Source organism: Mesobacillus sp. QJM3NY_10, from assembly GCF_056173465.1.
In genome coordinates, this window is record NZ_CM149675.1 from 4,179,111 (window position 1) to 4,202,759 (window position 23,649).

Annotated in this window: 23 protein-coding genes and 1 tRNA gene; 2 read left to right on the plus strand and 22 right to left on the minus strand. The window is 45.3% G+C overall.

Features of this window, described 5'->3' with window-relative positions; all coding sequences use genetic code 11:
* Positions 1 to 293 precede the first annotated feature (293 nt).
* From AC0VX7_RS21140 to AC0VX7_RS21170, 7 genes are all read right to left on the minus strand, one after another.
* Complete coding sequence (locus AC0VX7_RS21140) at positions 294 to 1,478, minus strand: phosphoglycerate kinase (RefSeq protein WP_475425771.1); 1,185 nt, start codon at positions 1,476 to 1,478, stop codon at positions 294 to 296.
* A gap of 129 nt (positions 1,479 to 1,607) precedes the next feature.
* Complete coding sequence (gene gap, locus AC0VX7_RS21145) at positions 1,608 to 2,615, minus strand: type I glyceraldehyde-3-phosphate dehydrogenase (RefSeq protein WP_213370605.1); 1,008 nt, start codon at positions 2,613 to 2,615, stop codon at positions 1,608 to 1,610.
* A 49-nt stretch (positions 2,616 to 2,664) separates the two neighbouring features.
* A complete protein-coding gene (locus AC0VX7_RS21150) occupies positions 2,665 to 3,690 on the minus strand; it encodes a sugar-binding transcriptional regulator (protein WP_475425772.1) in 1,026 nt (341 codons plus the stop codon).
* A gap of 123 nt (positions 3,691 to 3,813) precedes the next feature.
* Complete coding sequence (locus tag AC0VX7_RS21155) at positions 3,814 to 4,074, minus strand: glutaredoxin family protein (protein WP_475425773.1); 261 nt, start codon at positions 4,072 to 4,074, stop codon at positions 3,814 to 3,816.
* Positions 4,075 to 4,199: 125 nt separating this feature from the next.
* Positions 4,200 to 5,543 (minus strand): RNA polymerase factor sigma-54, encoded by a 1,344-nt coding sequence (rpoN, locus tag AC0VX7_RS21160; RefSeq protein WP_475425774.1) that lies wholly within the window; start codon positions 5,541 to 5,543, stop codon positions 4,200 to 4,202.
* A gap of 126 nt (positions 5,544 to 5,669) precedes the next feature.
* On the minus strand, positions 5,670 to 6,761 hold the full coding sequence (locus AC0VX7_RS21165; protein WP_475425775.1) for a hypothetical protein: 1,092 nt from the start codon (positions 6,759 to 6,761) through the stop codon (positions 5,670 to 5,672).
* 198 nt (positions 6,762 to 6,959) lie between these two features.
* A tRNA-Arg gene (locus AC0VX7_RS21170) sits at positions 6,960 to 7,031 on the minus strand.
* 341 nt (positions 7,032 to 7,372) lie between these two features.
* On the opposite strand from AC0VX7_RS21170, the gene clpP reads away from it, so the two are divergent.
* On the plus strand, positions 7,373 to 7,978 hold the full coding sequence (clpP, locus tag AC0VX7_RS21175; RefSeq protein ID WP_215036111.1) for an ATP-dependent Clp endopeptidase proteolytic subunit ClpP: 606 nt from the start codon (positions 7,373 to 7,375) through the stop codon (positions 7,976 to 7,978).
* Positions 7,979 to 8,073: 95 nt separating this feature from the next.
* Here the strand turns inward: clpP and AC0VX7_RS21180 are convergent, their stop codons facing one another.
* From AC0VX7_RS21180 to AC0VX7_RS21210, 7 genes are all read right to left on the minus strand, one after another.
* The gene (locus tag AC0VX7_RS21180) at positions 8,074 to 8,331 is read right to left on the minus strand and encodes an HPr family phosphocarrier protein (RefSeq protein WP_041967465.1); all 258 of its coding nucleotides are present in this window, start codon (positions 8,329 to 8,331) and stop codon (positions 8,074 to 8,076) included.
* A gap of 22 nt (positions 8,332 to 8,353) precedes the next feature.
* The gene (gene whiA, locus AC0VX7_RS21185) at positions 8,354 to 9,301 is read right to left on the minus strand and encodes a DNA-binding protein WhiA (RefSeq protein WP_475425776.1); all 948 of its coding nucleotides are present in this window, start codon (positions 9,299 to 9,301) and stop codon (positions 8,354 to 8,356) included.
* Positions 9,302 to 9,450: 149 nt separating this feature from the next.
* Positions 9,451 to 10,434: a gluconeogenesis factor YvcK family protein gene (locus AC0VX7_RS21190; RefSeq protein ID WP_041967463.1), complete on the minus strand. Its 984-nt coding sequence runs from the start codon at positions 10,432 to 10,434 to the stop codon at positions 9,451 to 9,453.
* Positions 10,431 to 11,324, minus strand: coding sequence for an RNase adapter RapZ (rapZ, locus tag AC0VX7_RS21195; RefSeq protein ID WP_041967462.1), 894 nt, complete (start codon positions 11,322 to 11,324; stop codon positions 10,431 to 10,433). Before rapZ ends, AC0VX7_RS21190 begins: the two co-directional genes overlap by 4 nt.
* A 37-nt stretch (positions 11,325 to 11,361) precedes the next feature.
* Positions 11,362 to 11,820 (minus strand): NUDIX hydrolase, encoded by a 459-nt coding sequence (locus tag AC0VX7_RS21200; protein WP_041967461.1) that lies wholly within the window; start codon positions 11,818 to 11,820, stop codon positions 11,362 to 11,364.
* Between the two features lie 520 nt (positions 11,821 to 12,340).
* Positions 12,341 to 13,291 carry a thioredoxin-disulfide reductase gene (gene trxB, locus AC0VX7_RS21205; RefSeq protein WP_475425777.1) on the minus strand — a complete coding sequence of 317 codons (951 nt, stop codon included), beginning with the start codon at positions 13,289 to 13,291 and terminating at the stop codon, positions 12,341 to 12,343.
* Positions 13,292 to 13,703: 412 nt separating this feature from the next.
* On the minus strand, positions 13,704 to 15,212 hold the full coding sequence (locus AC0VX7_RS21210) for a tetratricopeptide repeat protein (RefSeq protein ID WP_475425778.1): 1,509 nt from the start codon (positions 15,210 to 15,212) through the stop codon (positions 13,704 to 13,706).
* 393 nt (positions 15,213 to 15,605) lie between these two features.
* Between AC0VX7_RS21210 and AC0VX7_RS21215 the strand changes: the two genes are divergently transcribed.
* Positions 15,606 to 16,577 (plus strand): nuclease-related domain-containing protein, encoded by a 972-nt coding sequence (locus tag AC0VX7_RS21215; protein ID WP_475425779.1) that lies wholly within the window; start codon positions 15,606 to 15,608, stop codon positions 16,575 to 16,577.
* A gap of 220 nt (positions 16,578 to 16,797) precedes the next feature.
* Here the strand turns inward: AC0VX7_RS21215 and hisIE are convergent, their stop codons facing one another.
* The 8 genes from hisIE to AC0VX7_RS21255 form a co-directional block, all read right to left on the minus strand.
* A complete protein-coding gene (gene hisIE, locus AC0VX7_RS21220) occupies positions 16,798 to 17,442 on the minus strand; it encodes a bifunctional phosphoribosyl-AMP cyclohydrolase/phosphoribosyl-ATP diphosphatase HisIE (RefSeq protein ID WP_475425780.1) in 645 nt (214 codons plus the stop codon).
* Positions 17,439 to 18,197, minus strand: coding sequence for an imidazole glycerol phosphate synthase subunit HisF (gene hisF / locus AC0VX7_RS21225; protein WP_475425781.1), 759 nt, complete (start codon positions 18,195 to 18,197; stop codon positions 17,439 to 17,441). Before hisF ends, hisIE begins: the two co-directional genes overlap by 4 nt.
* Positions 18,197 to 18,928 carry a 1-(5-phosphoribosyl)-5-[(5-phosphoribosylamino)methylideneamino]imidazole-4-carboxamide isomerase gene (gene hisA, locus AC0VX7_RS21230; RefSeq protein WP_475425782.1) on the minus strand — a complete coding sequence of 244 codons (732 nt, stop codon included), beginning with the start codon at positions 18,926 to 18,928 and terminating at the stop codon, positions 18,197 to 18,199. Before hisA ends, hisF begins: the two co-directional genes overlap by 1 nt.
* A complete protein-coding gene (gene hisH / locus AC0VX7_RS21235) occupies positions 18,925 to 19,566 on the minus strand; it encodes an imidazole glycerol phosphate synthase subunit HisH (RefSeq protein ID WP_475425783.1) in 642 nt (213 codons plus the stop codon). The genes hisA and hisH overlap by 4 nt, the downstream gene beginning before the upstream one ends.
* Positions 19,567 to 19,719: 153 nt before the next feature.
* Positions 19,720 to 20,307 (minus strand): imidazoleglycerol-phosphate dehydratase HisB, encoded by a 588-nt coding sequence (gene hisB / locus AC0VX7_RS21240; protein WP_475425784.1) that lies wholly within the window; start codon positions 20,305 to 20,307, stop codon positions 19,720 to 19,722.
* 24 nt (positions 20,308 to 20,331) lie between these two features.
* Positions 20,332 to 21,600 carry a histidinol dehydrogenase gene (hisD, locus tag AC0VX7_RS21245; RefSeq protein ID WP_475425785.1) on the minus strand — a complete coding sequence of 423 codons (1,269 nt, stop codon included), beginning with the start codon at positions 21,598 to 21,600 and terminating at the stop codon, positions 20,332 to 20,334.
* A 29-nt stretch (positions 21,601 to 21,629) separates the two neighbouring features.
* Positions 21,630 to 22,253, minus strand: a complete 624-nt coding sequence (gene hisG, locus AC0VX7_RS21250) for an ATP phosphoribosyltransferase (RefSeq protein ID WP_215036124.1) — start codon at positions 22,251 to 22,253, stop codon at positions 21,630 to 21,632.
* Entirely contained in the window at positions 22,250 to 23,425 is a 1,176-nt protein-coding gene (locus AC0VX7_RS21255) for an ATP phosphoribosyltransferase regulatory subunit (protein ID WP_475425786.1), read from the minus strand. The genes hisG and AC0VX7_RS21255 overlap by 4 nt, the downstream gene beginning before the upstream one ends.
* Positions 23,426 to 23,649 lie beyond the last annotated feature (224 nt).

Sequence of the window (23,649 nt, forward strand, 5' to 3'; positions counted from 1 at the left end):
GATCAAATTCTTCCTTGCAGTCCGGGAGCCTCCTCGGCGCTTTTAGCGCCTGCGGGGTCTCCCATGACTTGCTAATCCCGCAGGACATTGAGTTAGCTTCCTCAAACCTGCCCACGCACGATGAAAATGCGCTAGCATTTTCGGAGGAGTCTTCGCGCCTTCCACTACAATCAACAGGTGACTATAGTACGCTATTTGGTTTTAACAGAGCTTTCTTATCAATAGAACTTTGCGTAAATAGCGACTAGGATCCGCACCCTTACACTGCTGTACATCGCTCCTGATAAAAAATCTTACTTATCGTTCAATGCCACTACGCCTGGCAGCTGCTTGCCTTCCATGAACTCAAGGGAAGCACCGCCGCCTGTGGAGATGTGGCTCATTTTTTCAGCTAGGCCGAATTTTTCTACAGCCGCTGCAGAGTCTCCTCCGCCGATCACCGAATATGTATCATTAGCATCGGCTAAAGCTTGTGCAACAGCTTTTGTTCCTTGTGCGAACTTGTCGATTTCGAAAACGCCCATTGGACCATTCCAGATGACCAATTTAGACTTTTGAATGACATCGCGGTAAGTTTCAGCTGTCTTAGGTCCGATATCAAGAGCTTCCCAGTCTGCAGGAATTTCTTCGATCGCAACGACCTTTGAGTTCGCATCAGCAGAAAAATCATCAGCAACGATGGCATCTACAGGCATGTAGAAGTTAACGCCCTTTGCTTTTGCTTTTTCCATGAAGCTCTTAGCCAATTCAATTTTATCTTCTTCTAAAAGAGATTTACCGATTTCGTGGCCCTGAGCTTTTACAAATGTATAAGCAAGTCCGCCGCCGATGATCAGGTTATCTACTTTTTCCAATAGGTTGTCGATTACGCCGATCTTATCTTTGACCTTTGCGCCGCCAATGATTGCTGTGAATGGGCGCTCTGGATTTGACAATGCTTTTCCAAGGACATCAAGCTCTTTTTCCATCAGGAAGCCTGATACAGCCGGAATGTACTTAGCGATGCCTTCAGTTGAAGCATGCGCACGGTGTGCAGCTCCGAATGCGTCATTTACATAAACATCAGCCAGCTCAGCAAATGCCTTAGCTAGTTCAGGATCGTTTTTCTCTTCGCCAGGATAGAAGCGGACATTCTCAAGAAGCAGGACATCGCCTTCGTTCATGCTGTCAATTTCGGATTTTACAGACTCACCATAAGCTTCGTCTGTTTTCTTTACATCCTTGCCTAGCAGCTCAGACAAACGCTTTGCCACTGGAGTCAGACGCAATTCTTCAACAGCCTGCCCTTTTGGACGGCCAAGGTGACTTGCAAGAAGGACTTTCGCACCCTGATCAACCAGGTACTGGATTGTTGGCAGCGCTGCACGGATTCTTGTTTCATCCGTTACCTGCCCATCCTTCATCGGCACGTTGAAATCAACGCGGCAAAAAACTCGTTTTCCTTTTACATCCACATCTTTTACTGTCTTTTTGTTCAAGGCTAGAGACCTCCTTTAGAATAGCGCAATTGCGCGATTAAGCAGAAAAAGAGGAGAGGGAATTTACCCCGCTCCCCTTTTCATCCCACTACATTATAGTCGTTAATGGATGGTTAATCCAATATTTGCTTACAGACCTTTTTTAGCGATGAAATCAACTAGGTCAACTACACGGTTAGAGTAACCAGACTCGTTGTCATACCAAGAGATTACTTTTACCATGCTGCCTTCCATAACCATTGTTGAAAGTGCATCGATTGTAGAAGAGTATGCGTTGCCGTTGTAGTCGCTTGATACAAGCGGCTCTTCGCTGTAGCCAAGGATACCTTTAAGTTCGCCTTCAGAAGCTTTCTTAAATGCAGCGTTGATTTCTTCAACAGTAACGTCTTTGTCAAGCTCAGCAACAAGGTCAACCAATGAAACGTTAGGAGTTGGAACACGCATAGCTCCACCGTTCAATTTGCCTTTAAGCTCAGGCAATACTAGAGATACTGCTTTTGCAGCACCAGTTGTTGTAGGAATGATGTTTTCCGCAGCTGCACGTGCACGACGGTAGTCTTTGTGCGGAAGGTCAAGAATTTGCTGGTCATTTGTATAAGAGTGAACTGTTGTCATCATGCCGCGCTTGATGCCGAAGTTGTCGTTCAATACTTTTGCAAATGGAGCCAAGCAGTTTGTAGTACAAGATGCATTAGAAATTACATGGTGGTTAGCTGCATCGTACTTGTCGTCGTTAACACCCATAACGATTGTGATATCTTCGTCAGATGCTGGAGCAGAAATGATAACTTTCTTAGCGCCTGCTTCTAAGTGTTTCGCAGCGTCTGCGCGCTTAGTGAAACGGCCAGTAGATTCTACTACTACTTCTACGCCAAGGTCGCCCCAGCCAAGTTGAGCTGGATCTCTTTCAGCTAGTACTTTTACTTTGTGGCCGTCAACTACAAGGTAGTCACCGTCAACTGTAATTTCTTTATTTAAAGTACCGTGAACTGTGTCATATTTTAAAAGGTGAGCAAGCATGTTTGCATCAGTTAAATCGTTAACTGCTACTACTTCCACATTAGGGTTGTTTAATGCTGCGCGGAAAACTACGCGTCCAATTCTTCCAAATCCGTTAATACCAACTTTTACTGCCATGTGTATTTCCTCCTTTGATTCCTATAAAGGTGTTGTTTATATTAAGGTGTTACCCTTGTAACAATGTTTTAGCGGCGCCTTCGTCCGTGATCAGGATCGTTGAGGAAGGTGCCTGCTTCATATAGGCTCTGATTGCCTTTGCCTTTGACGCTCCACCGGCAACTGCAATGACATCCCCTACATTTTTGAGATCGTCCATTTGGAGACCGATCGTCAGCACTTTGTGGACGATTTCCCCGGCTTCGTTGAAATAGTAGCCGAAAGCCTCGCCAACTGCTTTTCCATTGAGGATCTTATGTAAATCCTCCGGGCTGGTATTGCGACGTTCCGCCATTGTAATAGCGTCTCCAATACCATGTAAAACCATGCTTGCGGATTTAACTAAATTCCAAACCTCATAAATCAGCGGTTCTTTGATGAAGGTTTTATAGACTTCGCTGCTGACCTGGTCGGGCACATAAAAGACCCTGTTGCGCGAATTCGTGTTGTCCGCCATGATCGCGCAAATCGTGTTTGCCTGATTCTTGACGTCCTCGCCAATTCCGCCCCTTGCCGGCACGAACAGCAAATCCTTCTCTCCGAAATCGGGTGTCAACATTTCCGCCACAGCCGCCATAGTCGAGCCTCCGGTCACAGCAATTATATTTTTGCTTTGAAGAAGATTTTTCATACTATGTGCTGTCGCGCGCCCCAGCTCACTTTTCACCCATGGTGACTGGTCGCTGTCCCCTGGGACAACAATCACTTTCCTGATTCCCATGCGTTCCTGAAGCTGGCGCTCTAGTCTGTCTATACCCATAATGTCTCGCATTACACTATCAAGACTTTCCAGTATATCTTTTCCCTCTTTGGTCAGTGTCATTCCCTGACCCGACATCGAGATCAGATTCTGGTCCTTCAAAAACTCCACCTCAGAACGCAAAACTCGTTCAGTCAAATTCAGGCTTACTGAAAGGTTTCTCCTGCCAACTGGCTGCATCACGTTTATGTACTGCAGGATGAGGTATCGTTTTTGCATAACTTGCAATAAATCGGGCAATATTCTTTTTTGAATATCAATGAGCGAAAAGTCCATGTTGATATTCTCCTTTTCCAGCGTTGGACTTTAAATGTCCCGCTAAGACATATTATGTCCCACTCGCGGTAAAAAAAATCACCCCTGCTACAGATTTCATTCTAACAGGAGTGAAAACCTTAATCAACTTATAAACTCAAGGTTTTTTCGTGAAAACGCTTCACTTATGAACTTTTTGTTCACAATACCGTATTGGAGTTCTTCTCCATCCATTTCCACGACAGGAATCATGATTCCATACTTCTCCACAAGCTCGTCATCAAGGTCGATATTGATCTCTTCTATGGCAAAATTCCAATCTTGCTGAAGTTCTTCCAGGATGTCTCGCGCTGTTTCGCACAAATGACAGCCCGGCCGGGAATAGAGTTTGACTGTTTTTTTCATATAGATCTCCTTCGACTAAACTTTAAAACTCTTTTCGTATGTTTTGTTATGCTAATAATGGTTTTGTTCAAACAATCCATTTACAGCGTCAGAAAAAATATATAAAACACTTGATCATCAGAGCATTAATCAAACCTCTTCCGCTTCGAAGACGATGGAATGCCCAGCTGGTCTCTGTACTTCGCCACGGTTCTCCGGGATAAGACCATTCCTTCTTGTTCCTCTAGCATCTCAACTAGTTTTTGATCTGATATGGGCTTCGTTTTATCTTCTTCTTTTATATAATGTTCTATTGCTGCTTTTACTTTTTGAGAAGATGCCTGGTCGTTCTCTGTTGTCTGGACTGCGCTTGTAAAAAATGATTTCAATTCATAAGTACCGGCCGGTGTCTGCATATATTTTTCACGGACAGTTCTGCTTACGGTCGATTCATGGATTTCGAGTTCATCGGCAACTTCCCTCATCGTCATCGGTTTCAGATGGGCAGGTCCAATTAAAAAGAAATCCTCCTGTTTCTCGATAATTTTCATCGATACTTTCAAGAGCGTTTCCTTCCTTTGCACCAGGCTGCGCTGGATCCACTGGTAATCCCCCTGCTTTTCCTGGAGGAATTTATTGACTTCCGGATCCTTGTGTCCAGATAGCTGCTGGAAATATCCTTCATTAAAAGAAACCTTTGGGATCATCGCATCGAACACACTTACCGAGAGTTCGTCACCTTCACGTTTGACCACGACGTCAGGTACGATATAGGAAGGTTTTTCACGCTGAAACGATGCACCCGGTTTCGGATTAAGCTGCTGGATATCGTCATGTACTTTTTGAATTTCCTTTACATCGATATTCAGCATCTTCGCCAGTGCTTTCCACTTTTTTTCAGCAAATAGCATGAAATGGTCACGGATGATCGTTATTGCCAGTTCATTTTCAGGTGTGCGCTTTTGCCTTGTCAATTGCAGCAGAAGGCATTCTCTGAGGTCATTAGCCCCGATTCCGGCCGGGTCCAGCGACTGGAGTTTGAAAAAAGCTGATTCAACAATTTCATGTTCAACATTATATCTTTTTACAAGATTTTCACGATCAAGAGTCAAGTAACCGTTTTCATCTATATTTACAATCAATTCATGTAAAATCATTTTTTCTTGAGGAGTTGCTTTTAGCAAGTTTAATTGTGAAAGCAGATGGTCTTCAAGCGTCTCACCCGCCCCAGCGCCAATCTGCTCAATCAAGTTTTTCTGGTCGCGTTCAAATGTCTTTTTTCTCGTTTTTCGCGTACGGTCCATACTCGCATCAAAATGAGAGATGTTTTTAAAGTCCACTTGCATCAGGGGATTTTCCATTGATTTAGCTTCAAGAAATGCCGCAAGCTCCTGTGCGGAGTATTGCAAAAGTGCAATCGCCTGGGTCAGTTCCTGAGTCATTGCCAATTTTAAAGTCTGTTTTTGCCATAAACCAGCTTTCAAATCCATCCAAATCACCCCTGCACTCATTTTACATGATAAACAGGCTTTGGTGTATGGAAAGAATTTGGTATCCCATTTCCTTCTGCAAAACATTTAAAAACCTCTCGCCCAATTGAGCAAGAGGTTTGATGATTATCTTCTTCTAGATATCCTTCTGTTTGCATTATTTACAACTGGTCTGTTTGTAGTAGTTGCTGGTGGTGGTGTTTGAACTGCAGGTTCCTCAACTTCAGTTACGCAATCAGGCAATACGATCGTGTAGTTCACTGTGACTGTACCGTCCTCATTTTCTGTGATGGAGTTAACTTCGATACTAGTGTTCTCGCAAGTCAGAGGTTCAAATATGGCTGTTTCATCAAGGCAGGTAAAGCAGTTCTGAGTTACAGTTACCTCTTGATAGCAGCACTCATAAACTGGTCCGCCGCATTCGCCTTCCTTAGGCAGATTCAGTTGGACCTGGAATGGCACAGTACGAGTCCATTGCAGCACATCGCAGCAGCAAATCAGAGTCTGTCCGCAGACGAATACCTCCGCAACACCCTCACAAGCTACAGGTGCACTAATTACTTCTTCACCAATACAGAAACCGCTCAAAACGTCGTCGGTTGTCACACCCTCTGGCAGCGTAAAGCAATCAGGTGGGAAAGTGAACGTGCAGTTAAACGTATCAGTTGTTTCTGGACATTCACAAGCATTTGGACACACGATGCAGTCTGGTACGCAAATTTCGTCGCAAACTGTTTCCCCACCAGCAGATATTGACGCACATGCAATTGTTGCAGTCGGTGGCTGGTTAAAAGTGAAACCAAAAAATTGGGAGAAGCCGGGCTGCAATTCACCTAGTACCTCTTGGTCTGGAATAAAGGCTAAGCCCTCTATACGAGTACCTTCTGGACCACATACACCTTCAGGACATCCATCTTGAGGTGTTTGTCCCGGACTTTCGAAATCAACAGGAACCAGTTCGGTTGGGATTGGATCGACATCTGTCTCCCAAACTTCGCTTGCAACAGGATCAGTTATAAAGTCCAGACAAGGCAAATCAATTCCTAATACCCAGTTGCTTAGAGCGGACGTATCATCTCCCACATTATCCACGCGGTAAATCCACCTGTAGCCACTCCCAAAACGCTCAACATCAACCAATGTCACAACAAAGCCATCAATGGTTACCGGCTCAAAGCAGCCTTCCGGAAATTGCTGCAATAAATTAAAATGTGGCATTTACATCTTCCTTTCAAAAATTTTAGAGGTTTTTATGCACCTCTCTATTACTCTATGAAAGGGAGGGGATGCTTGTTTAGGTGAATGCTCCTAGTCGTATACACTAATTTGAAAGTAATAGGAAAATTCACATATTTATAGGTGTTGAAAATAAAAAAATCCCGCCGAGCTTATAAAAGCTCAGCGGGATTTTAATGACGCCCTCGGCAGGAATCGAACCCACATCTCAAGAACCGGAATCTTACGTGCTATCCGTTGCACCACGAGGGCATGTTTCAAGTTAGCGTTACGCTTACCTATTATAGGGTAAGTTCGGTTCCTTTGCAAGGAGGATTTTTTGGAATGTCAGGCGTTGCTCTTGTTTAAAAAAGACATTCTTGGGTAAGATGGATACGGTACAGTAAATTGGAATATACATTATTGTCGAACAGTTTCTGCAGGCTAATCAAGCGATTCGTTTGACCTTTATTGACCATGCGTGTATCATAAAACTACATAGGTGTTCTGGCAAGCGAACCAGTTTATGCCAGCCTGCAATTTGCCTTATAAAAGGCAGTGACTGCTTTTTCAAGGGCAGTAAATGATCTTTACGTTAAAGGAGGAAAACAAACATGAACTTGATTCCTACAGTTATTGAACAAACGAATCGGGGCGAAAGGGCATATGACATTTATTCCCGCCTTTTAAAGGATCGCATCATTATGCTGGGAAGCGGAATTGATGACAATGTTGCCAACTCAATCGTAGCTCAGTTGCTTTTCCTGGAAGCTGAAAATCCGGAAAAAGACATCTCCATCTACATCAATAGCCCGGGCGGCAGCATCACTGCCGGCATGGCAATCTACGATACTATGCAGTTCATCAGACCAAATGTTCAAACAATCTGTATCGGTATGGCTGCTTCTATGGGTGCATTCCTTCTCGCTGCCGGAACAAAAGGCAAGCGTTACGCACTTCCGAACGCAGAAGTCATGATTCACCAGCCACTCGGCGGTGCTCAGGGACAGGCGACAGAAATTGAAATCGCTGCGAAGCGTATTCTTTTCCTTCGTGAAAAGCTGAATACAATCCTTTCTGAGCGCACTGGCCAGCCGCTTGAAGTCATTGCGAAAGATACTGACCGTGACAACTTCATGACAGCTGAGCGCGCCAAGGAATATGGTCTTGTTGACCAGATCATCACTCGCAACGTTCTTGAAGAAAAGAAGGACAAATAAAGCCGAATTAAAAACTCGCTCTCTATCGGGAGCGAGTTTTTTTGCGGTTCCTTTCAGAAACCTGGTTAGTTGCCCGGAATTCTTATTTCAAAAATTTAGTTCTCTTTCTGGATATATTCAGCTAGCTTTTCCACTGCTTCTTCTTCATCATTGCCTTCAGCGATCAGGTTCACGGATGCGCCAGCACTTACGGCAAGGCTCATCAATCCCATGATGCTTTTCGCGTTAACCTTTTTTCCATCCTTCTCGAGAAAAATATCAGATGAGAACCTGTTTGCTTCCTGTACGAACAATGCCGCAGGACGAGCTTGTAAACCAGTTTTCAATTTTACTTCCACCTGTTTTTCCACCATTGCGTTTTCCTCCTCTAGCCCTCTATTTATTTGTAATCTGTCCGGCTCGCAGTTTATCTGCTATTTCATCGATCTTTCTCAGCCGGTGATTGATTCCTGATTTGCTGATCGTACCCCCGCTTACCATCTCGCCCAATTCTTTAAGGGTGACATCCTGGTAGTCGACACGGAGCTGAGCGATTTCCCTCAGTTTTTCCGGTAAAATTTGCAGGCCGACCGTATCCCTTATGAAGCGGATATTCTCTACCTGTCTAAGTGCAGCGCCAATCGTTTTATTCAAGTTAGCTGTTTCACAATTTACAAGACGATTAACCGAGTTCCTCATGTCGCGGACAATCCGGATATCCTCGAATCGCAGCAGCGCATTATACGCACCTACGATGGTCAAAAACTCAGTGATTTTTTCAGCTTCCTTTAAATAGGTGATGAACCCTTTTTTCCGCTCAAGCGTTTTGCTGTTCAATCCAAACGTATTCATCAGCTCACATAATGAGTCATTATGCTCCTGGTACATGGAGGCAATCTCCAAATGATAGGAGGACGTTTCCGGATTGTTCACAGAACCTCCTGCAAGAAAGGCACCTCTTAAATAAGAACGCTTACAACATTTCTTTTTCACCAGTTCAGGTGAAATATCATGGATAATTTCAAAGCCTTCTCCGATAATCTTTAAATCCTCCAGAATTTCCCTGGCCGATTCCTTAAGGCGGACAATATAAACATTATTCTTTTTCAGCCGCATCTTTTTACGCACCAGCAGCTCCACCTGTACCTGATAACTTTTTTTGATCAAGGTATAGATCCGCCTGGCAATCGCGGCATTTTCCGTCTGTATGTCTACGATGAGTTTGCGATTTGAGAAGGAAAGGGAACCATTCATCCGGATTAAAGCTGACAGTTCCGCGTCAGCGCAGCAGCCCTTCACGTCAATATTCGTGAGTTCTTTTTTTGTTTCCGAAGCGAACGACACCTTCTCACCCCCCTGTTTATATAGCGCTGTCACTCTTGTAAATCAGCAAGCGCAGCAGCTGTCTTTTTATTTTTCTGCGGAAGTGCATTTTAGGCTTAATGCACTTAAAAGTACTTTTTCAAAAAGAGACAAACGCTTGCATCCTATATTTACGCGTTATATCTCTTTTTGGTTTCATCTATTATCATAGAATATAAAATTTCTGAAACTTTTTTTGTGTCATGCCTGATAACATTGCCATCGAGCTCAGCGATTTCATCCTGGACGACTTCAATTCCCAATGACATCAGCCGGTCAAGGTCAAAATGGACAGGCTGGGCAAGCTCTTCCTTATAGCGGAGCTCCACATCCGGCGGGATTGTCTCACTATTGACAAGGATTGTATCGATAAAAGCACAGTCCATGTGGTCATAGATCGCTTTTATATGATCACTGGCAGCAAAATCATGTGTTTCCCCTGCCTGGGTCATCAGATTGCAAATATACACTTTCCGTGCCTTGGCTTTGCACACTTCTTTACCAAGTCTCTTTACGAGCAAATTCGGCAGGATGCTTGTATACAAACTGCCAGGCCCGATCACGATCAAGTCAGCTTCCCTGATCGCCTGGAGCGTTTCAGGCAATGGCTTCACGCCCTCTGGATTCAAAAAGACCCTTTTGATCCTTTTTCCTGAGTAAGGAATTTTGGACTCTCCCCTGACAATGCTGTCATCCTCCATCACGGCATTCAGCATGACGCTCCTGTTCGCGGCCGGCAGTACTTTTCCACGCACATTCAGGACCTTGCTCATTTCCTGGATCGCGTGGACAAAATTGCCGGTGATCGACGTCATCGCAGCCAAGATCAGATTGCCGAGCGAGTGGCCGGACAACTCATTGGCTGTATTGAATCGATGCTGGAACATCTCTTCAATCAATGGCTCTACATCTGAAAGTGCAGCAAGGACATTCCGGATATCACCTGGTGGAGGAATACTCATATCCTCCCTCAACCGGCCGGAGCTGCCGCCGTCATCAGCAACAGTGACGATCGCAGTGATGTCGACAGGGTGCTTTTTCAAACCCCGCAACAGGACTGGGAGACCCGTTCCACCCCCGATGATGACGATTCTTGGCAATCCATCACTCATCATTTTATATGTCCCTGCCTTTTCTCGATATCACGGTGAGTCACACGGGTATGGTAGTCTTTCTCGAAAAACTTGGCGATGTGTTCTGCCAGGGCAACAGATCTGTGCTGGCCGCCTGTGCAGCCGATGGCGATGATGAGCTGCGCCTTTCCTTCCCGCTTATAATGAGGGAGCATGAAACTCAGCAAATCTGTCACCTTTTCGAGGAACTTGCTCGTCTCGTTCCATTTTAAAACATATGTCGACACGTCTTCATCAAGACCAGTTTTCGGCCGCATGTGTTCGATATAATGCGGATTCGGCAAAAAGCGGACGTCGAAAACAAGGTCGGCATCGATCGGTATTCCATGTTTGAAACCGAAGGACATGACATTGACGGTAAAAATCGTCTTCTTGTTCACCGAAAACTCCTCAAGGATTTTTTCACGGAGATCCTTGGGCTTCATGCCCGTTGTTTTATAAAGAAGCTGCGCCCTGCCCTTAAGCTCTTCCAAAAGCTCGCGTTCTAGCTGGATGCCTTCAAGCGGCAATCCTGACGGAGCAAGTGGGTGCGAACGTCTCGTTTCTTTATAGCGGCGCACAAGAGTGGAATCATCCGCGTCAAGGAACAATACCTGCGGTGTCACCCAAGAAGTTTCCGCCAGGTCATCCAGCGCTTTGAATAGTGAGTCAAAAAATTCGCGTCCGCGCAAATCCATGACGAGTGCCACTTTGTTCATTTTCGTGCCAGATTCCTTCATTAGCTCAAGGAATTTCGGCAGCAGTGTTGGCGGCAGGTTGTCAACGCAGAAAAAACCAAGGTCTTCGAAGCTCTGTATGGCGACGGTTTTACCTGCGCCAGACATACCTGTTATAATCACGAGCTGGGTATCAGTGCTTGAACCGGTACTCATTTCTCTTTCCCCCCTGCAAATTAAGTTATTAATCGTATCAATTTGGATCGAGCCTGTAATTGATCAGCTCAAAATCCGGTGTATAAGTGAAAGTGCCATAGATAATTCCTTGTCCATGGACCATATATTCTAAGATGTGATAATCACCCGCTGCCATTGGCAGGTCTTTGATGTCGTCAAGCTCATGCCAGGAAATCGTGCCCTCCTCCGATTCATCGAGATTGATGCCATCTGCCTCAGTCGCGTAGAACGTGAACATCATCCACTCAGACACGACTTGATCATCTTCCTTGATGACAAATGTGAAAATCCCTTTGATTTGGGGATTACGAAGGTAAATTCCTGTTTCTTCGCGAAATTCCCTGACACATGAATCCTTCACGGTTTCTCCTGGTTCCATTTTTCCGCCTGGAGCCACCCACCAATTTCGGCGCGGCTTTTGCAGCAGCAAAATCTTATCATCTTTTACTAAAACACAATTCGTCACTCGCTGCATCCAATCCACCTCTTTATATGTAGGCCAACTAGGCTTTTAAAAATCTTCGTATACTTTGCCGTTTTTTACACAGAAATGGCTGCTGTTTTTGATTCTAATCAATATCAAAAAAAAGCAGCATTGAGAAAAAAACAGTCCTGCAAATTAGCTCAACTTTTATTCTTTCCATTATACTATTTTTAGTTTTTCGCCACAATGAATACAAAGATGATATTTTTGTTAAGGAGTAAGTGAATTCTGCAGATTTAAATTCTTGCTGGCGTATGGTGTTATAATCCGTTTCAATGGCCTGTTTCATTTTTATGCAAAAAAAAGAGCACAGGATAACCTGTGCCGTCAAAGGATTATATTTTTAAAAGGGGGTCAATTTCTACTCCTATAATACCCCATGATTGTTTCACTACTGTTACAGGAGAATTAATAAATAATTACGGTTTGTTAATTTATGCCGAGATGGGATGTTTTTACCAACGGATTGGAAAAACCCGCTGAATCATATCCAGCGGGTTTGGCATTTGTATTATGCGTTTGCTTTTAATTCTTCCATCAATTCTTCGACATAATGCTGAGCGTTTTGTGCCGCGATACTGCCGTCGCCAGTTGCTGTAACAATTTGGCGAAGTGTTTTTTCACGAATGTCGCCAGCTGCGAAAATGCCCGGTACCTTCGTTTCCATTTGTTCGTTTGTTTCGATATAGCCGTTGCTGTTCGTGATGCCAAGGCCTTCGAATGGCTTTGTCAATGGAACCATACCGATGTATATGAACACGCCATCAGCCGCGAATTCTTTTTCCGCACCATCTTGTGTCGAAACGAGCGTTACGCTGCCAACCTTGCCATCTTTGTCGTTGATTTGCTTGACAGTGTGATTCCAGATGAAATCAATTTTGTCATTGGCAAATGCACGATCCTGAAGGATTTTTTGCGCACGAAGCTCATCGCGACGGTGAACGATTGTCACTTTTGAAGCGAAGCGAGTCAAGTAAACGCCCTCTTCGACCGCTGAGTCTCCGCCGCCGACAACAACAAGTTCTTTGTTTTTGAAGAATGCGCCGTCACAAACCGCACAGTAAGAAACACCGCGGCCGCCAAGCTCCTGCTCGCCAGGAACGCCAAGCTTTTTGTACTCCGCACCAGCAGAGATGATGATGGAACGTGCTTTGTATTCTTTGTTTCCGGCTTTAATTGTTTTATATTCTTTGCTGTCAATGACTTCTTTTACGTCACCGTAAGCATATTCTGCACCGAATTTTTTCGCGTGGTCAAACATTTTAGTTGAAAGCTCTGGTCCAAGAATATGGTCAAAACCAGGATAGTTTTCAACTTCTTCTGTATTTGCCATTTGTCCGCCCGGCACGCCGCGCTCAAGCATCAGTGTCGACAAGTTTGCACGTGATGTATAAACAGCAGCCGTCATCCCAGCCGGTCCGGCACCGATAATAATGACGTCATAAATTTTCTCTTCTGACATGGTGTACAACTCCTTTTATCAAAATCCGCTAATTTTCGGTCTTCATTCGAAATTAGTATTTCCTGCCTAAACATATCCTATAAAACAAGTGACGCATAGTCCAAAAATATGCTTAAGTTCACGGAATTGACATATAGTTTTTCAATACCCTCTTTTGTATATTTAAAAAAGGCTCTTTTCTCAAACTTTTTTGCTTTTGACTACAAGATAAAATTAAATGACCTACTTTTCTTCGCAAAATTGACTCCTTTGTGAGAAAAGAGCATGCAAACTTAATACCGACCTGCAAAATGGCCTTATAATACGTTAAAATCGGCTTTAGGATTTTAACAACAATTTTACGAAAACAGCTGCCTTTAAAAACGAGAAAAGGGTAAACCTCGTCTCGATTGCTCGGACTTAGTTTACCCTTTTAGATGCTGTCTTCTTCCTGAAGAAACTCGTTTGCCAAATTTATATATTTGGATAGCGTAGATACAGACAATCCGTATTTTTTAGCTACTGCTGCTTTTGATGTCTTGATATTTCTTAACTTATCCCAGAGATAATCAACCGCTGCGGCCCATGCTTTTTTGTTTTTGAAGTCATAGCCAGCCTCAACTGCCTGTTCAAAAACTGAGAACCACATGATGTAGACACCAGCTTCATTATTGCCGATCGGCTGGTGGTGGTCATAAAGGAGCTTTGCTGTTTCATGCGCGCCCTTTACTTCCTCTTCCTTACTGCTTAGTTTGCCGGAAGTTACATACGCAAGATACGATTTTTCCATTTCCGTCATTTTATCCGTTGATGTCTCCGCTGCGAGAATTTCCTTCTTTTTCGCGGAAACAGATGTGAGGAATAGCGCAAAAAGTCGCTCCTCTGGATAATCGCTGTTCAACTGGTTCAGGATGGCCGAAACCTGCGCTTCGAACTTTACGCCTGGTTTGTCTGCCCACGGCTCCATTCCCTCTTTTTCAGGACTGAACTCGAGTACCTTTTTCCAGGCATTCCGTGCTGTATTTTCTCTGCCGGTAAAATAAGAAGCATGAGACAGCCAGTAATAGAAAGCACCGTCGCCTTCAAAACCTGTTTTTTGCAGCTTTTTCAGCCAGCGGTAAGCAAGTTCGTATTCACCGACAAGCGCAAATGTCGCGCCAAGCTTGAACTGGTGCTCCACGTGGATCGGGTGGATTTTTTCAAGAGAGGCCTTAAGATCCTGGCCTTCTTTCTCCTGTCCCTGATAATGCGCGAACACGAGGGCATTGCACAATGCATGCAGGTTGCCGGGATTCTGTTGCAGAACATCATTCAGGATGTCACGAGCCTTAACGGTCTCACCAAGGTAAAAATACGCCAGCGCCAGGTTATTGTAAGCTGACCAATATTCTGGATACTCCTCGATGACTTCCTGGAAAATCTCGATCGCCTTTGGGAATTCGCCGGATTCAAGGTGATTGCGCGCTTCCTCCTGCTTGACGATCAGGTCATCCTCTTCATAATAATCCTCATCCATCTCTTCCGCTTCCATCGTGAGAAGTTCAAGCAGATCGCTCGCGTCCTCGGCGAACTCACCATCTTCATTCAATTCCATATAAAGATTAGCATGCCTGAACGCATCACGGAACAAGCCCAAATGAGCGTAGTTATTCGCTAAGAAATAGTGGCATTCTGTCATGTTTTCATCAAGTTCTTCGAGGACCAAGTGCAAAAGACGGTTAGACTGCTGATATTCACCCAGCTCCGACTGCACGATCGCCAGTTGGCAAACAATCATCGGCTCGCCAGGCTCAAGATGCATCGCACGCTGGAAATACTTTTCAGCCTTTTTTAGGTCCCGCCTGTGGAAAGCCTTGACCCCTTTGGTGAAGTAATATTCACCAGTAGGAACAAATGACAGCAATTGACCTTTTTGCTTCATCGCTTTAGAGTCTTTTCCCATATGATCCTCCATTTATATTTTAGTAAAACTATATCCTTTGAACCTTTGGTTTGTATAAGAATACACATACAGTGTTTTATCGAAGCAACTTTAACTAATGTAGTATAACATACGGACAGAGTGTTCGAGAAGGTGTGGATTTGAAATTGTGGTGTGGGGAGTGTATCCAATTGGTTAAAAAGTGTAGTTTTTTAGCGGTTGGTCGAATTATCGGGAAAAGTGGTCGAATAATCTTTAAATGTGGTCGAAAAAATTAAAAATCCGCCAAATTAATCCAAAAAGTGATCGAATTAATTTGTTTTTCGCCAATATAATTAATCTGTACTTTTAAAAGAGGGATTTTCAGTGCTGAAATCGAATATATGAGTTAGAATTTTTAAGGAGTGATAGAACTTGATAGGAAAAACAAGAGAATATCCTAAAGAAATCATGATTTTGGAAGCCATAGTAAGGCGTTTCCCTCCTGATGACTTCAAAAAAGCGGAGTTCGAGAAGAAACTTTACCGAAAACGGGCAGGGTACAAAGGAGAAAAGACGCTGGATTACTTTCTAGAGCAAATTGACCATTCCGAAATGGTGATTTTGCCTGATTTAAGGATTCCGATCAATAGCACCCATTTCCAAATCGATACCCTCATCATTACCCCTTATTTTCTCCTCATCATCGATTCCAAAAATTACGCTGGAACGCTCATTTTCCTTCCCGAATTCAATCAGCTGATTCGTATACAGAACGATATAGAAGAAGTTTTTCCCGACCCGATTCTCCAGACAAAAATCCAGGCAGCTCAATTAAAAGCCTTTCTTAAAAAACATCATATTACACCTCCACCAATAGAAAACCTTGTTGCTATTAGCAATTCACAGGCCATCATTAAAAATCCAACCAATGACAAGGAGGTTAGTTATAGAGTCTTCAGATCAGCGAATGTCGCCTTCAAGATTCCTCCTCTCTATCAAGAACATACCCAATCCCTCCTTTCAAAAAATGAAATGAAGAAAATCGCCAGACATTTAATAAAGGCGCACGAACCACTGGTTCCAGAACCAAAATCAATGAACCTGCCATTTGATAAAATGGTTAAGGGTGTGCAGTGCCCTGCCTGCGAGGCATTCGGATTGGACTACCGCCAGGGTAAATGGACTTGTTATAGCTGTGGACATCAAACTGCGGATGCCCATATTCAGGCATTGAGGGATTACTTCCTTATTTACGGCCCTTCTATTACTAGCAAGCAATTCCGAGAATTCATGAAAGTCAGATCTCCTTCTACTGCGAAACGCCTGCTATCTTCTATGAATCTCACGTTTGACGGCACAACCAAAGGGCGCACCTACTTCCCGGGCAAAAGCTTCTTTGATTAAAGCTCTTTTCTCAAACTTTGTTGCTTTTGACTACAAAATTGTATTGAATGCCCTATTTTTCTCCGAAAAGTTGATTCTTTATATGAGAAAAGAGCATGCAAATTTAATACCGACCTGCAAAATGGCTTTATATTACGTTAAAATCGGCTTTAAGATTTTAACAACAATCTTTACGAAAACAGCCTTGATTAATTTATGGCAGAAAAAACCCAGCGCAATACTACTCTTCTGCGCTGGGCTTCTTCCTTTTATCCAACACTGCCAATACTTCTTTTAGCGGCAGCTTCTGTTCCTGCAACAGGACCATTAGGTGGTAAAGCAGGTCTGCTACTTCCCACTTCAACTCTTCTGGGTCGCGGTTTTTGGCGGCGATAATGACTTCCGATGCTTCTTCACCGACTTTTTTCAAAATCTTGTCGACGCCTTTTTCGAATAAGTAGGTGGTGTAGGCGCCTTCCGGCATTTCCTGTTCTCGTTTGCGGATTGTTTTTTCCAGCTGTAGCATAACGGCAAAATCGCTCAGTGAAGCAAGCTGATCAGCAGGACGCTCCAAGAGACTTTCCGAAAAACAGCTTACTGCGCCTGTATGGCATGCCGGTCCGGCTGGTTCCACGAGCACCACGAGAGCGTCTCCGTCACAGTCGTATTTCAACTCAACGATCTTTTGGGTGTTGCCGCTCGTTGCGCCTTTGTGCCAGAGTTCCTGCCGGGAACGGCTGTAAAACCAGGTTTCTCGTGTTTCAAGTGACTTGCCTAGGGATTCTTCATTCATATATGCAACAGTCAGGACCTCACGTGTTGCTGCATCCTGGACGACTGCAGTAATCAGGCCGTTTTCATCAAACTTCAATTCTTCTATTTTCATCTTACGGTCACTCCTTTTTCACGGAGATGGGATTTCACTTCTTTAACAGAGGTTTCTCGGTAGTGGAAAATCGATGCAGCCAGTGCAGCATCTGCTTTTCCTTCGTTAAAAGCGTCGGCGAAATGGTCCGCGTTTCCGGCACCGCCCGAGGCAATGACCGGGACTGTGACCGCTTCACTCACTGCACGGGTCAAGGCTAAGTCGAAGCCTTTCTTTTCGCCGTCACTGTCCATGCTTGTCAGCAGGATTTCCCCTGCTCCGAGGCGGACAGCCTCCCTTGCCCATTCAATGACTTCCCAGTCGGTCGGCGTCCGGCCGCCATGGGTATAAACCCGCCATGATCCGAGTTCTGGGTCGTATTTTGCATCGATGGCGACGACGATGCACTGGGCACCAAAGAAATCGGATCCTTCTGAGATTAATTTCGGATTGTTGACAGCCGCAGTATTCAAGGAAACTTTATCAGCACCTGAACGGAGCATCCTCTTCATATCCTCAAGTGTGTTGATGCCTCCTCCGACTGTGAACGGGATTGCCAGCTCTGATGCTACTTCCCTGACTACCTCCACCATCGTCTTCCTTCCTTCAACGGAAGCTGATATATCAAGGAATACGAGCTCATCGGCTCCTTGCTCATCATAAAAGCGCGCTAGTTCGACAGGATCGCCGGCATCGCGAAGCTGCACAAATTGCACTCCTTTTACGACGCGGCCTTCTTTTACATCAAGACAGGGAATGATCCGTTTACTTAGCATCAGGCACCACCCGCTTCCAACGCAGAATTTACCGAAAAACGGCCTTCATAAATGGCCTTGCCAACAATCGCACCGCTGACCCCATCATCACTCAACTGTCGAAGAGCGGCTAAATCATCAAGCGAGCTGACACCGCCGGAAGCGATGACACTTTTGCCCGTTTCCAATGCAAGCTGGCGGGTTGCCTCCACGTTCGGCCCTGCAAGAGTGCCGTCTGTTGCGATGTCGGTAAAAATGAAAGTCTCCGCTCCGGCATCAGCGAATCTTTTCCCAAGCTCGACAGCACTCACTTCGGAAGTGTTTATCCAGCCATGTGTCGCCACAAATCCGTTTTTCGCATCAAGCCCGATTGCGATTTTCCCGCCGTATTTCCTGACCATTTCCTCGGCGAACTCTGGCTTGGAAACGGCAATGCTCCCGATGATGACACGGGTAACTCCGTTTTCAAGATAGTGATTGATATCCTCTTCACTTCGGATGCCGCCGCCGATCTGGATGTTTACACCAAGCTCCTGGGCAGCCTGGATGACAAATTTGTCGTTGACCCGCCTGCCATCCCGTGCGCCATCGAGGTCGACCATGTGAATCCACTCTGCACCTTCATCAGCGAATTTCTTCGCCATTTCAAAAGGAGAATCTCCATATACAGTTTCCTTGTCATAATCGCCTTGCAGCAGCCTTACGCATTTTCCGCCGCGCATGTCGATTGCCGGGTAGATTGTGAATTTCATTCTTCTGTCTTCCTTTCTGTTGCAAGGTTAGCAAAATTGCGGAGCAAGGCCATTCCGATATCACTGCTTTTTTCCGGATGGAACTGCATCCCATAGATATTGTTCCGGCCTACGATGGCCGGTACTTCTACATCATAATAATCACCGACTGCTACCAGAACTTCCGGCTCATTCGTTTTTACATAATAGGAATGGACAAAGTACACATAATCTTCTTCTAGTGATGTGAGTAAAGGAGACTCTCCGGTAAAACGAAGCTTGTTCCAGCCCATATGCGGTACCTTATAGTTTTCCCCTTCTGCCGTCTGGCCGGTAAAACGCTCCACTTTTCCAGGCAGCAGGTTCAAACCCTTCGTCTGGCCATTTTCCGTGCTTTCTTCAAACAGCAGCTGCATGCCCAGGCAGATTCCGAGCACAGGCTTGCCGGTAGCGGCAAAAGCGTGGATCAGCTCAGTCAATCCTGTGCGGTCCAATATTTCCATCGCATCACGGAATGAACCGACGCCGGGGACGAGCAGTGCATCTGCATCCATCAAATTGCCCTTATATTGTGAGATAAAGTATGGCGCATCAAGCCGTTCGAGCGCTTTACTTACGCTGAACAGATTGCCCATGCCGTAATCGACGATGCCTATCATGAGTTAACTTCCTTCCTTTTACAGAGTGCTGGCTTTCTTTCCCTACCAGGAGCATAAGAGCTTCATACTTCTTCAAATTGAATAATCGTGTCTCTTATAATACCCTTAGAGATTCCCTTACAACACCCCTTTAGTACTACGTTTACCGCCCCCTTACAACATCCCTTTCGTTGAAGGAACGCCTTTTACCCGCGGGTCGATGGTCGTTGCTTCATCAAGCGCGCGGCCAAGAGCTTTGAATACTGCTTCAATCATGTGATGAGTATTTTTTCCGTAGTGGACGATGACATGCAGGTTCATTCTTGCTTCAAGCGCAAGCTTCCATAGGAATTCGTGGACTAGCTCGACATCGAAAGTGCCAACCTGCTGGGCAGGGAATTCCGCGCGCATTTCGAGGTGCGGGCGGTTGCTAAGATCAACGACGACCTGCGCCAGGGCTTCATCCATTGGGACAAATGCGTTTCCATAGCGTTTGATTCCTTTTTTATCGCCAAGTGCTTCGCGAAGCGCCTGTCCAATGCAGATGCCAATATCTTCAGTTGTATGGTGGCCATCCACCTCAACATCTCCCTTAGCATCCACCTTCAAATCGAACTGGCCATGCTTCGCGAATAAATCGAGCATATGGGAAAGAAAAGGCACTCCAGTTTCCAGTTCTGTTTTTCCTTCGCCATCGATGCTAAAATCCAAATCTATTTTTGTTTCATTTGTATACCTTTTTACCGTTGCGGTGCGTTCCATGAGCTTTCCCTCCATATGCTTTAATCACGATCTCAGTCTTGCTTCTACGGCCCGGGCGTGGGCTTCCAACCCTTCAAGCCTTGCGAACTCGGCGATTTTTGCTCCGTTATCGTTCATCGCTTTTTCACTGTAAAGGATGATGCTGGATTTCTTTTGGAAATCCTCGACGCTCAACGGGCTTGAAAAGCGCGCTGTCCCGTTTGTCGGCAGGACATGGTTCGGTCCGGCGAAGTAGTCACCTACAGGCTCGGAACTGTATCTCCCCAGGAAAATCGCGCCGGCGTGCTTTATCTTACCGAGTAGCTCCATCGGATTCTCTGTGACGACTTCAAGATGTTCCGGTGCAAGCTGGTTGATGGCGGCAACGGCCTCATCCATATCAGCCGCCACATAAATCGCCCCGAAATTTTCGATTGCCTGCGTGGCGATTTCTTTTCTCGGCAATTGTGAAAGCTGCTTATAGACTTCATTTTGAACGTCAGCTGCAAGTGTTTGGGATGTTGTCACTAAAACCGCACATGCCCGCGGGTCATGCTCGGCCTGCGAAAGCAGGTCGGCGGCAATTTCATTAGCGCGTGCCGTTTCGTCTGCAAGGATGCCAATCTCGCTTGGCCCAGCGATCATATCAATCGCGACATCCCCGAAAACTTCGCGCTTGGCGAGAGCGACATAAATGTTTCCCGGTCCAGTGATTTTATCGACTGGCTTGATTGTTTCAGTTCCATATGCCAGCGCTGCAATTCCCTGGGCTCCGCCGATTTTATAGATCTCTTTTACCCCGGCGATGTCGGCGGCAACGAGCACGCCTGCCGGAAGCTTCCCGTCCCGGCCTGGCGGGGATACCATCACGATCCGTTCGACACCCGCGGTTTTTGCCGGAATGACATTCATTAATACCGAGGACGGATATGCTGCCGTTCCACCCGGCACATAGACACCAACAGAATCGAGCGGTGTCACCTTCTGGCCCAGCATCGTGCCATTTTCCTCAGTCGTCATCCATGAAGGCCGAAGCTGTTTTTCATGGTAGTTACGTATATTGGCAGCTGCCTCAGTAATGATCTCCACCAGCTGACTGCTGACATTTTTATAGGCTTCAGAAATTTCATATTCTGTCACAAGAAATTCATCTAGCACAACAGAATCAAATTTTTCGGTAAAGGTCCTGAGCGCCTGATCGCCAGAAGCCCGTACTTCCGCGATAATGTTCTGTACGGCTTTGCGCTGCTCTTCCGTTCCGCCATCAACGGTCCTTTTTAATGACAAGCTTCCATCTATCTGTAAAATATCCATCGGGAATCATATCCTTTCAGATTCACAATCTATATCACTTCGTTCAGTCTTTTAACCAGCTCACTAATCCGCTCATCCTTGATTCGGTAGCTGACTGGATTAACAATCAGCCTAGAAGTCACGTTTGTAATCGTTTCGTACTCAACAAGACCATTTTCCTTCAAAGTTCTTCCGGTTGAAACGATGTCAACAATCCTGTCGGCTAGCCCGATTAATGGCGCAAGCTCGATTGATCCGTTCAATTTAATAATTTCGACTTGCTCGCCCTGTTCACGAAAATAGGCAGCAGCGATATTCGGGTACTTCGTCGCGATTTTCGGGGCGACATCATTCATTTTTGTATCCGGAAGTCCGGCGACGGCAAGATAGCAGCCGCTGATTTTTAAATCCAGCAGCTCATACACATCACGTTCTTCCTCAAGAAGCACGTCCTTTCCGGCAATCCCGAGATCCGCGACACCATGTTCAACATATGTAGCCACATCCATCGGCTTCGCTAAGATGAATCGGAAATTCTCTTCTTCTACGTCGATAATCAACTTGCGGGAATCATCAAATTCAGGAGGCAAATCAAAGCCAGCGTTGCGCAACAGATCAACTGCTTCGGTAAAAATCCTGCCCTTTGGCATAGCGATGGTCAGTTGTTCATTCACTGCACTCCCTCCTTCCCAACAAGGTAAACGACATTAGCAAACGTATCGGAGCAAGCATCAAGATTGCGTACGGAGCTGATGTCCTGGAGGATTACCCGTTCCCCATCGTCCCTGCGCTGTACTGCAAGCTGGTAAGCCTCTTTTCTACGTTCAGGGCTGAAAAGAATGCAAGTGACCGGCTCGGGTTCACCTAGGTTGCCAATACTTTCAAGCAGTCGGTCGAGCCTGATCGCAAATCCTGTTGCCCCTGTCGATTTTCCGAATTTCTCGAGCAATCTGTCATAGCGGCCCCCATTGCCGATTGGGAAGCCGACCATTCCTGCGTAAACCTCAAATAAAATGCCTGTATAATAGCTCATGTGGCTGACAATTGTTAAGTCAAATTTGATTCGGTCGCTTTCACCAAAGTCTTCGATGATCTCCCAGAGCAGCTTCAATTCATCAAGTGCCGCTCTGCCTTTTCCGTTCTCGACCAATTCGGATGCCTTGCCAATCACTTCCGGACCGCCGCGCAGTTCCAGGAAAGCCAGAAGTCTTTGAGAATCGATTGATGATAGCGGCAGTGATTTGACATGCTCACGATATCCAACATAATTTTTCTCATATAAAAATTTCGTCAGTTCCCTGGCTCGTTCCTCAGTGCCAAGAATTTGGACGAACAATTCATTGACGAAGCCAACATGCCCAACTGAAAGCTGAAACTGTTCCAGCCCAGCTTTTTTCAGCGAGGAAATCGCCAGCGAAATCATTTCGCCATCAGCACTGACGGACTCGTCGCCAATACACTCGACACCAATCTGCTCAAATTCCGCCGGCCTGCCACCTTCACGCTGCTGGGCACGGTAAACATTTGCAGAATAGGCCAATCTTAATGGAACCTGGTCCTTGAATAATTTCGAAGCTGCAACCCTGGCAATCGGCGCGGTCATATCGGGACGCAATACAAGCGTATGCCCCTGCTGATCCAGCAGCTTGAACAGCTGCTGATCAAGGATGGCTGATGCAGTCCCGACTGTTTCGTAATATTCGAGCGCAGGTGTCTCAATGAATTGGAAACCCCATTGCTTCATTTCTCTTTCAATTGAGCTGCGGACTTTTTCCTTTGCTTCATATAATTCCGGAAGTGTGTCCCGCATGCCAAGCGGCTTTTCAAACATGAATAATCTGCTCATTGCTTTCACCCTCTTCGTTGCTGGTGTAATTATCTCTTTACCCTAACATGCTATGTCTTAATTATCTAAATACTTTAGTTCGCTAATATGGTAACAAGATGAAGTTATATGTATTTTATCGTTCCTTTTATTATCCGTCAACCATTAGCTGTTCATGTTTGCTTTTTAAAATAAGGCTGGTAGAATGGTGGCAATCAGAAAAGTGGAAGCGGCGACAAGAGTTG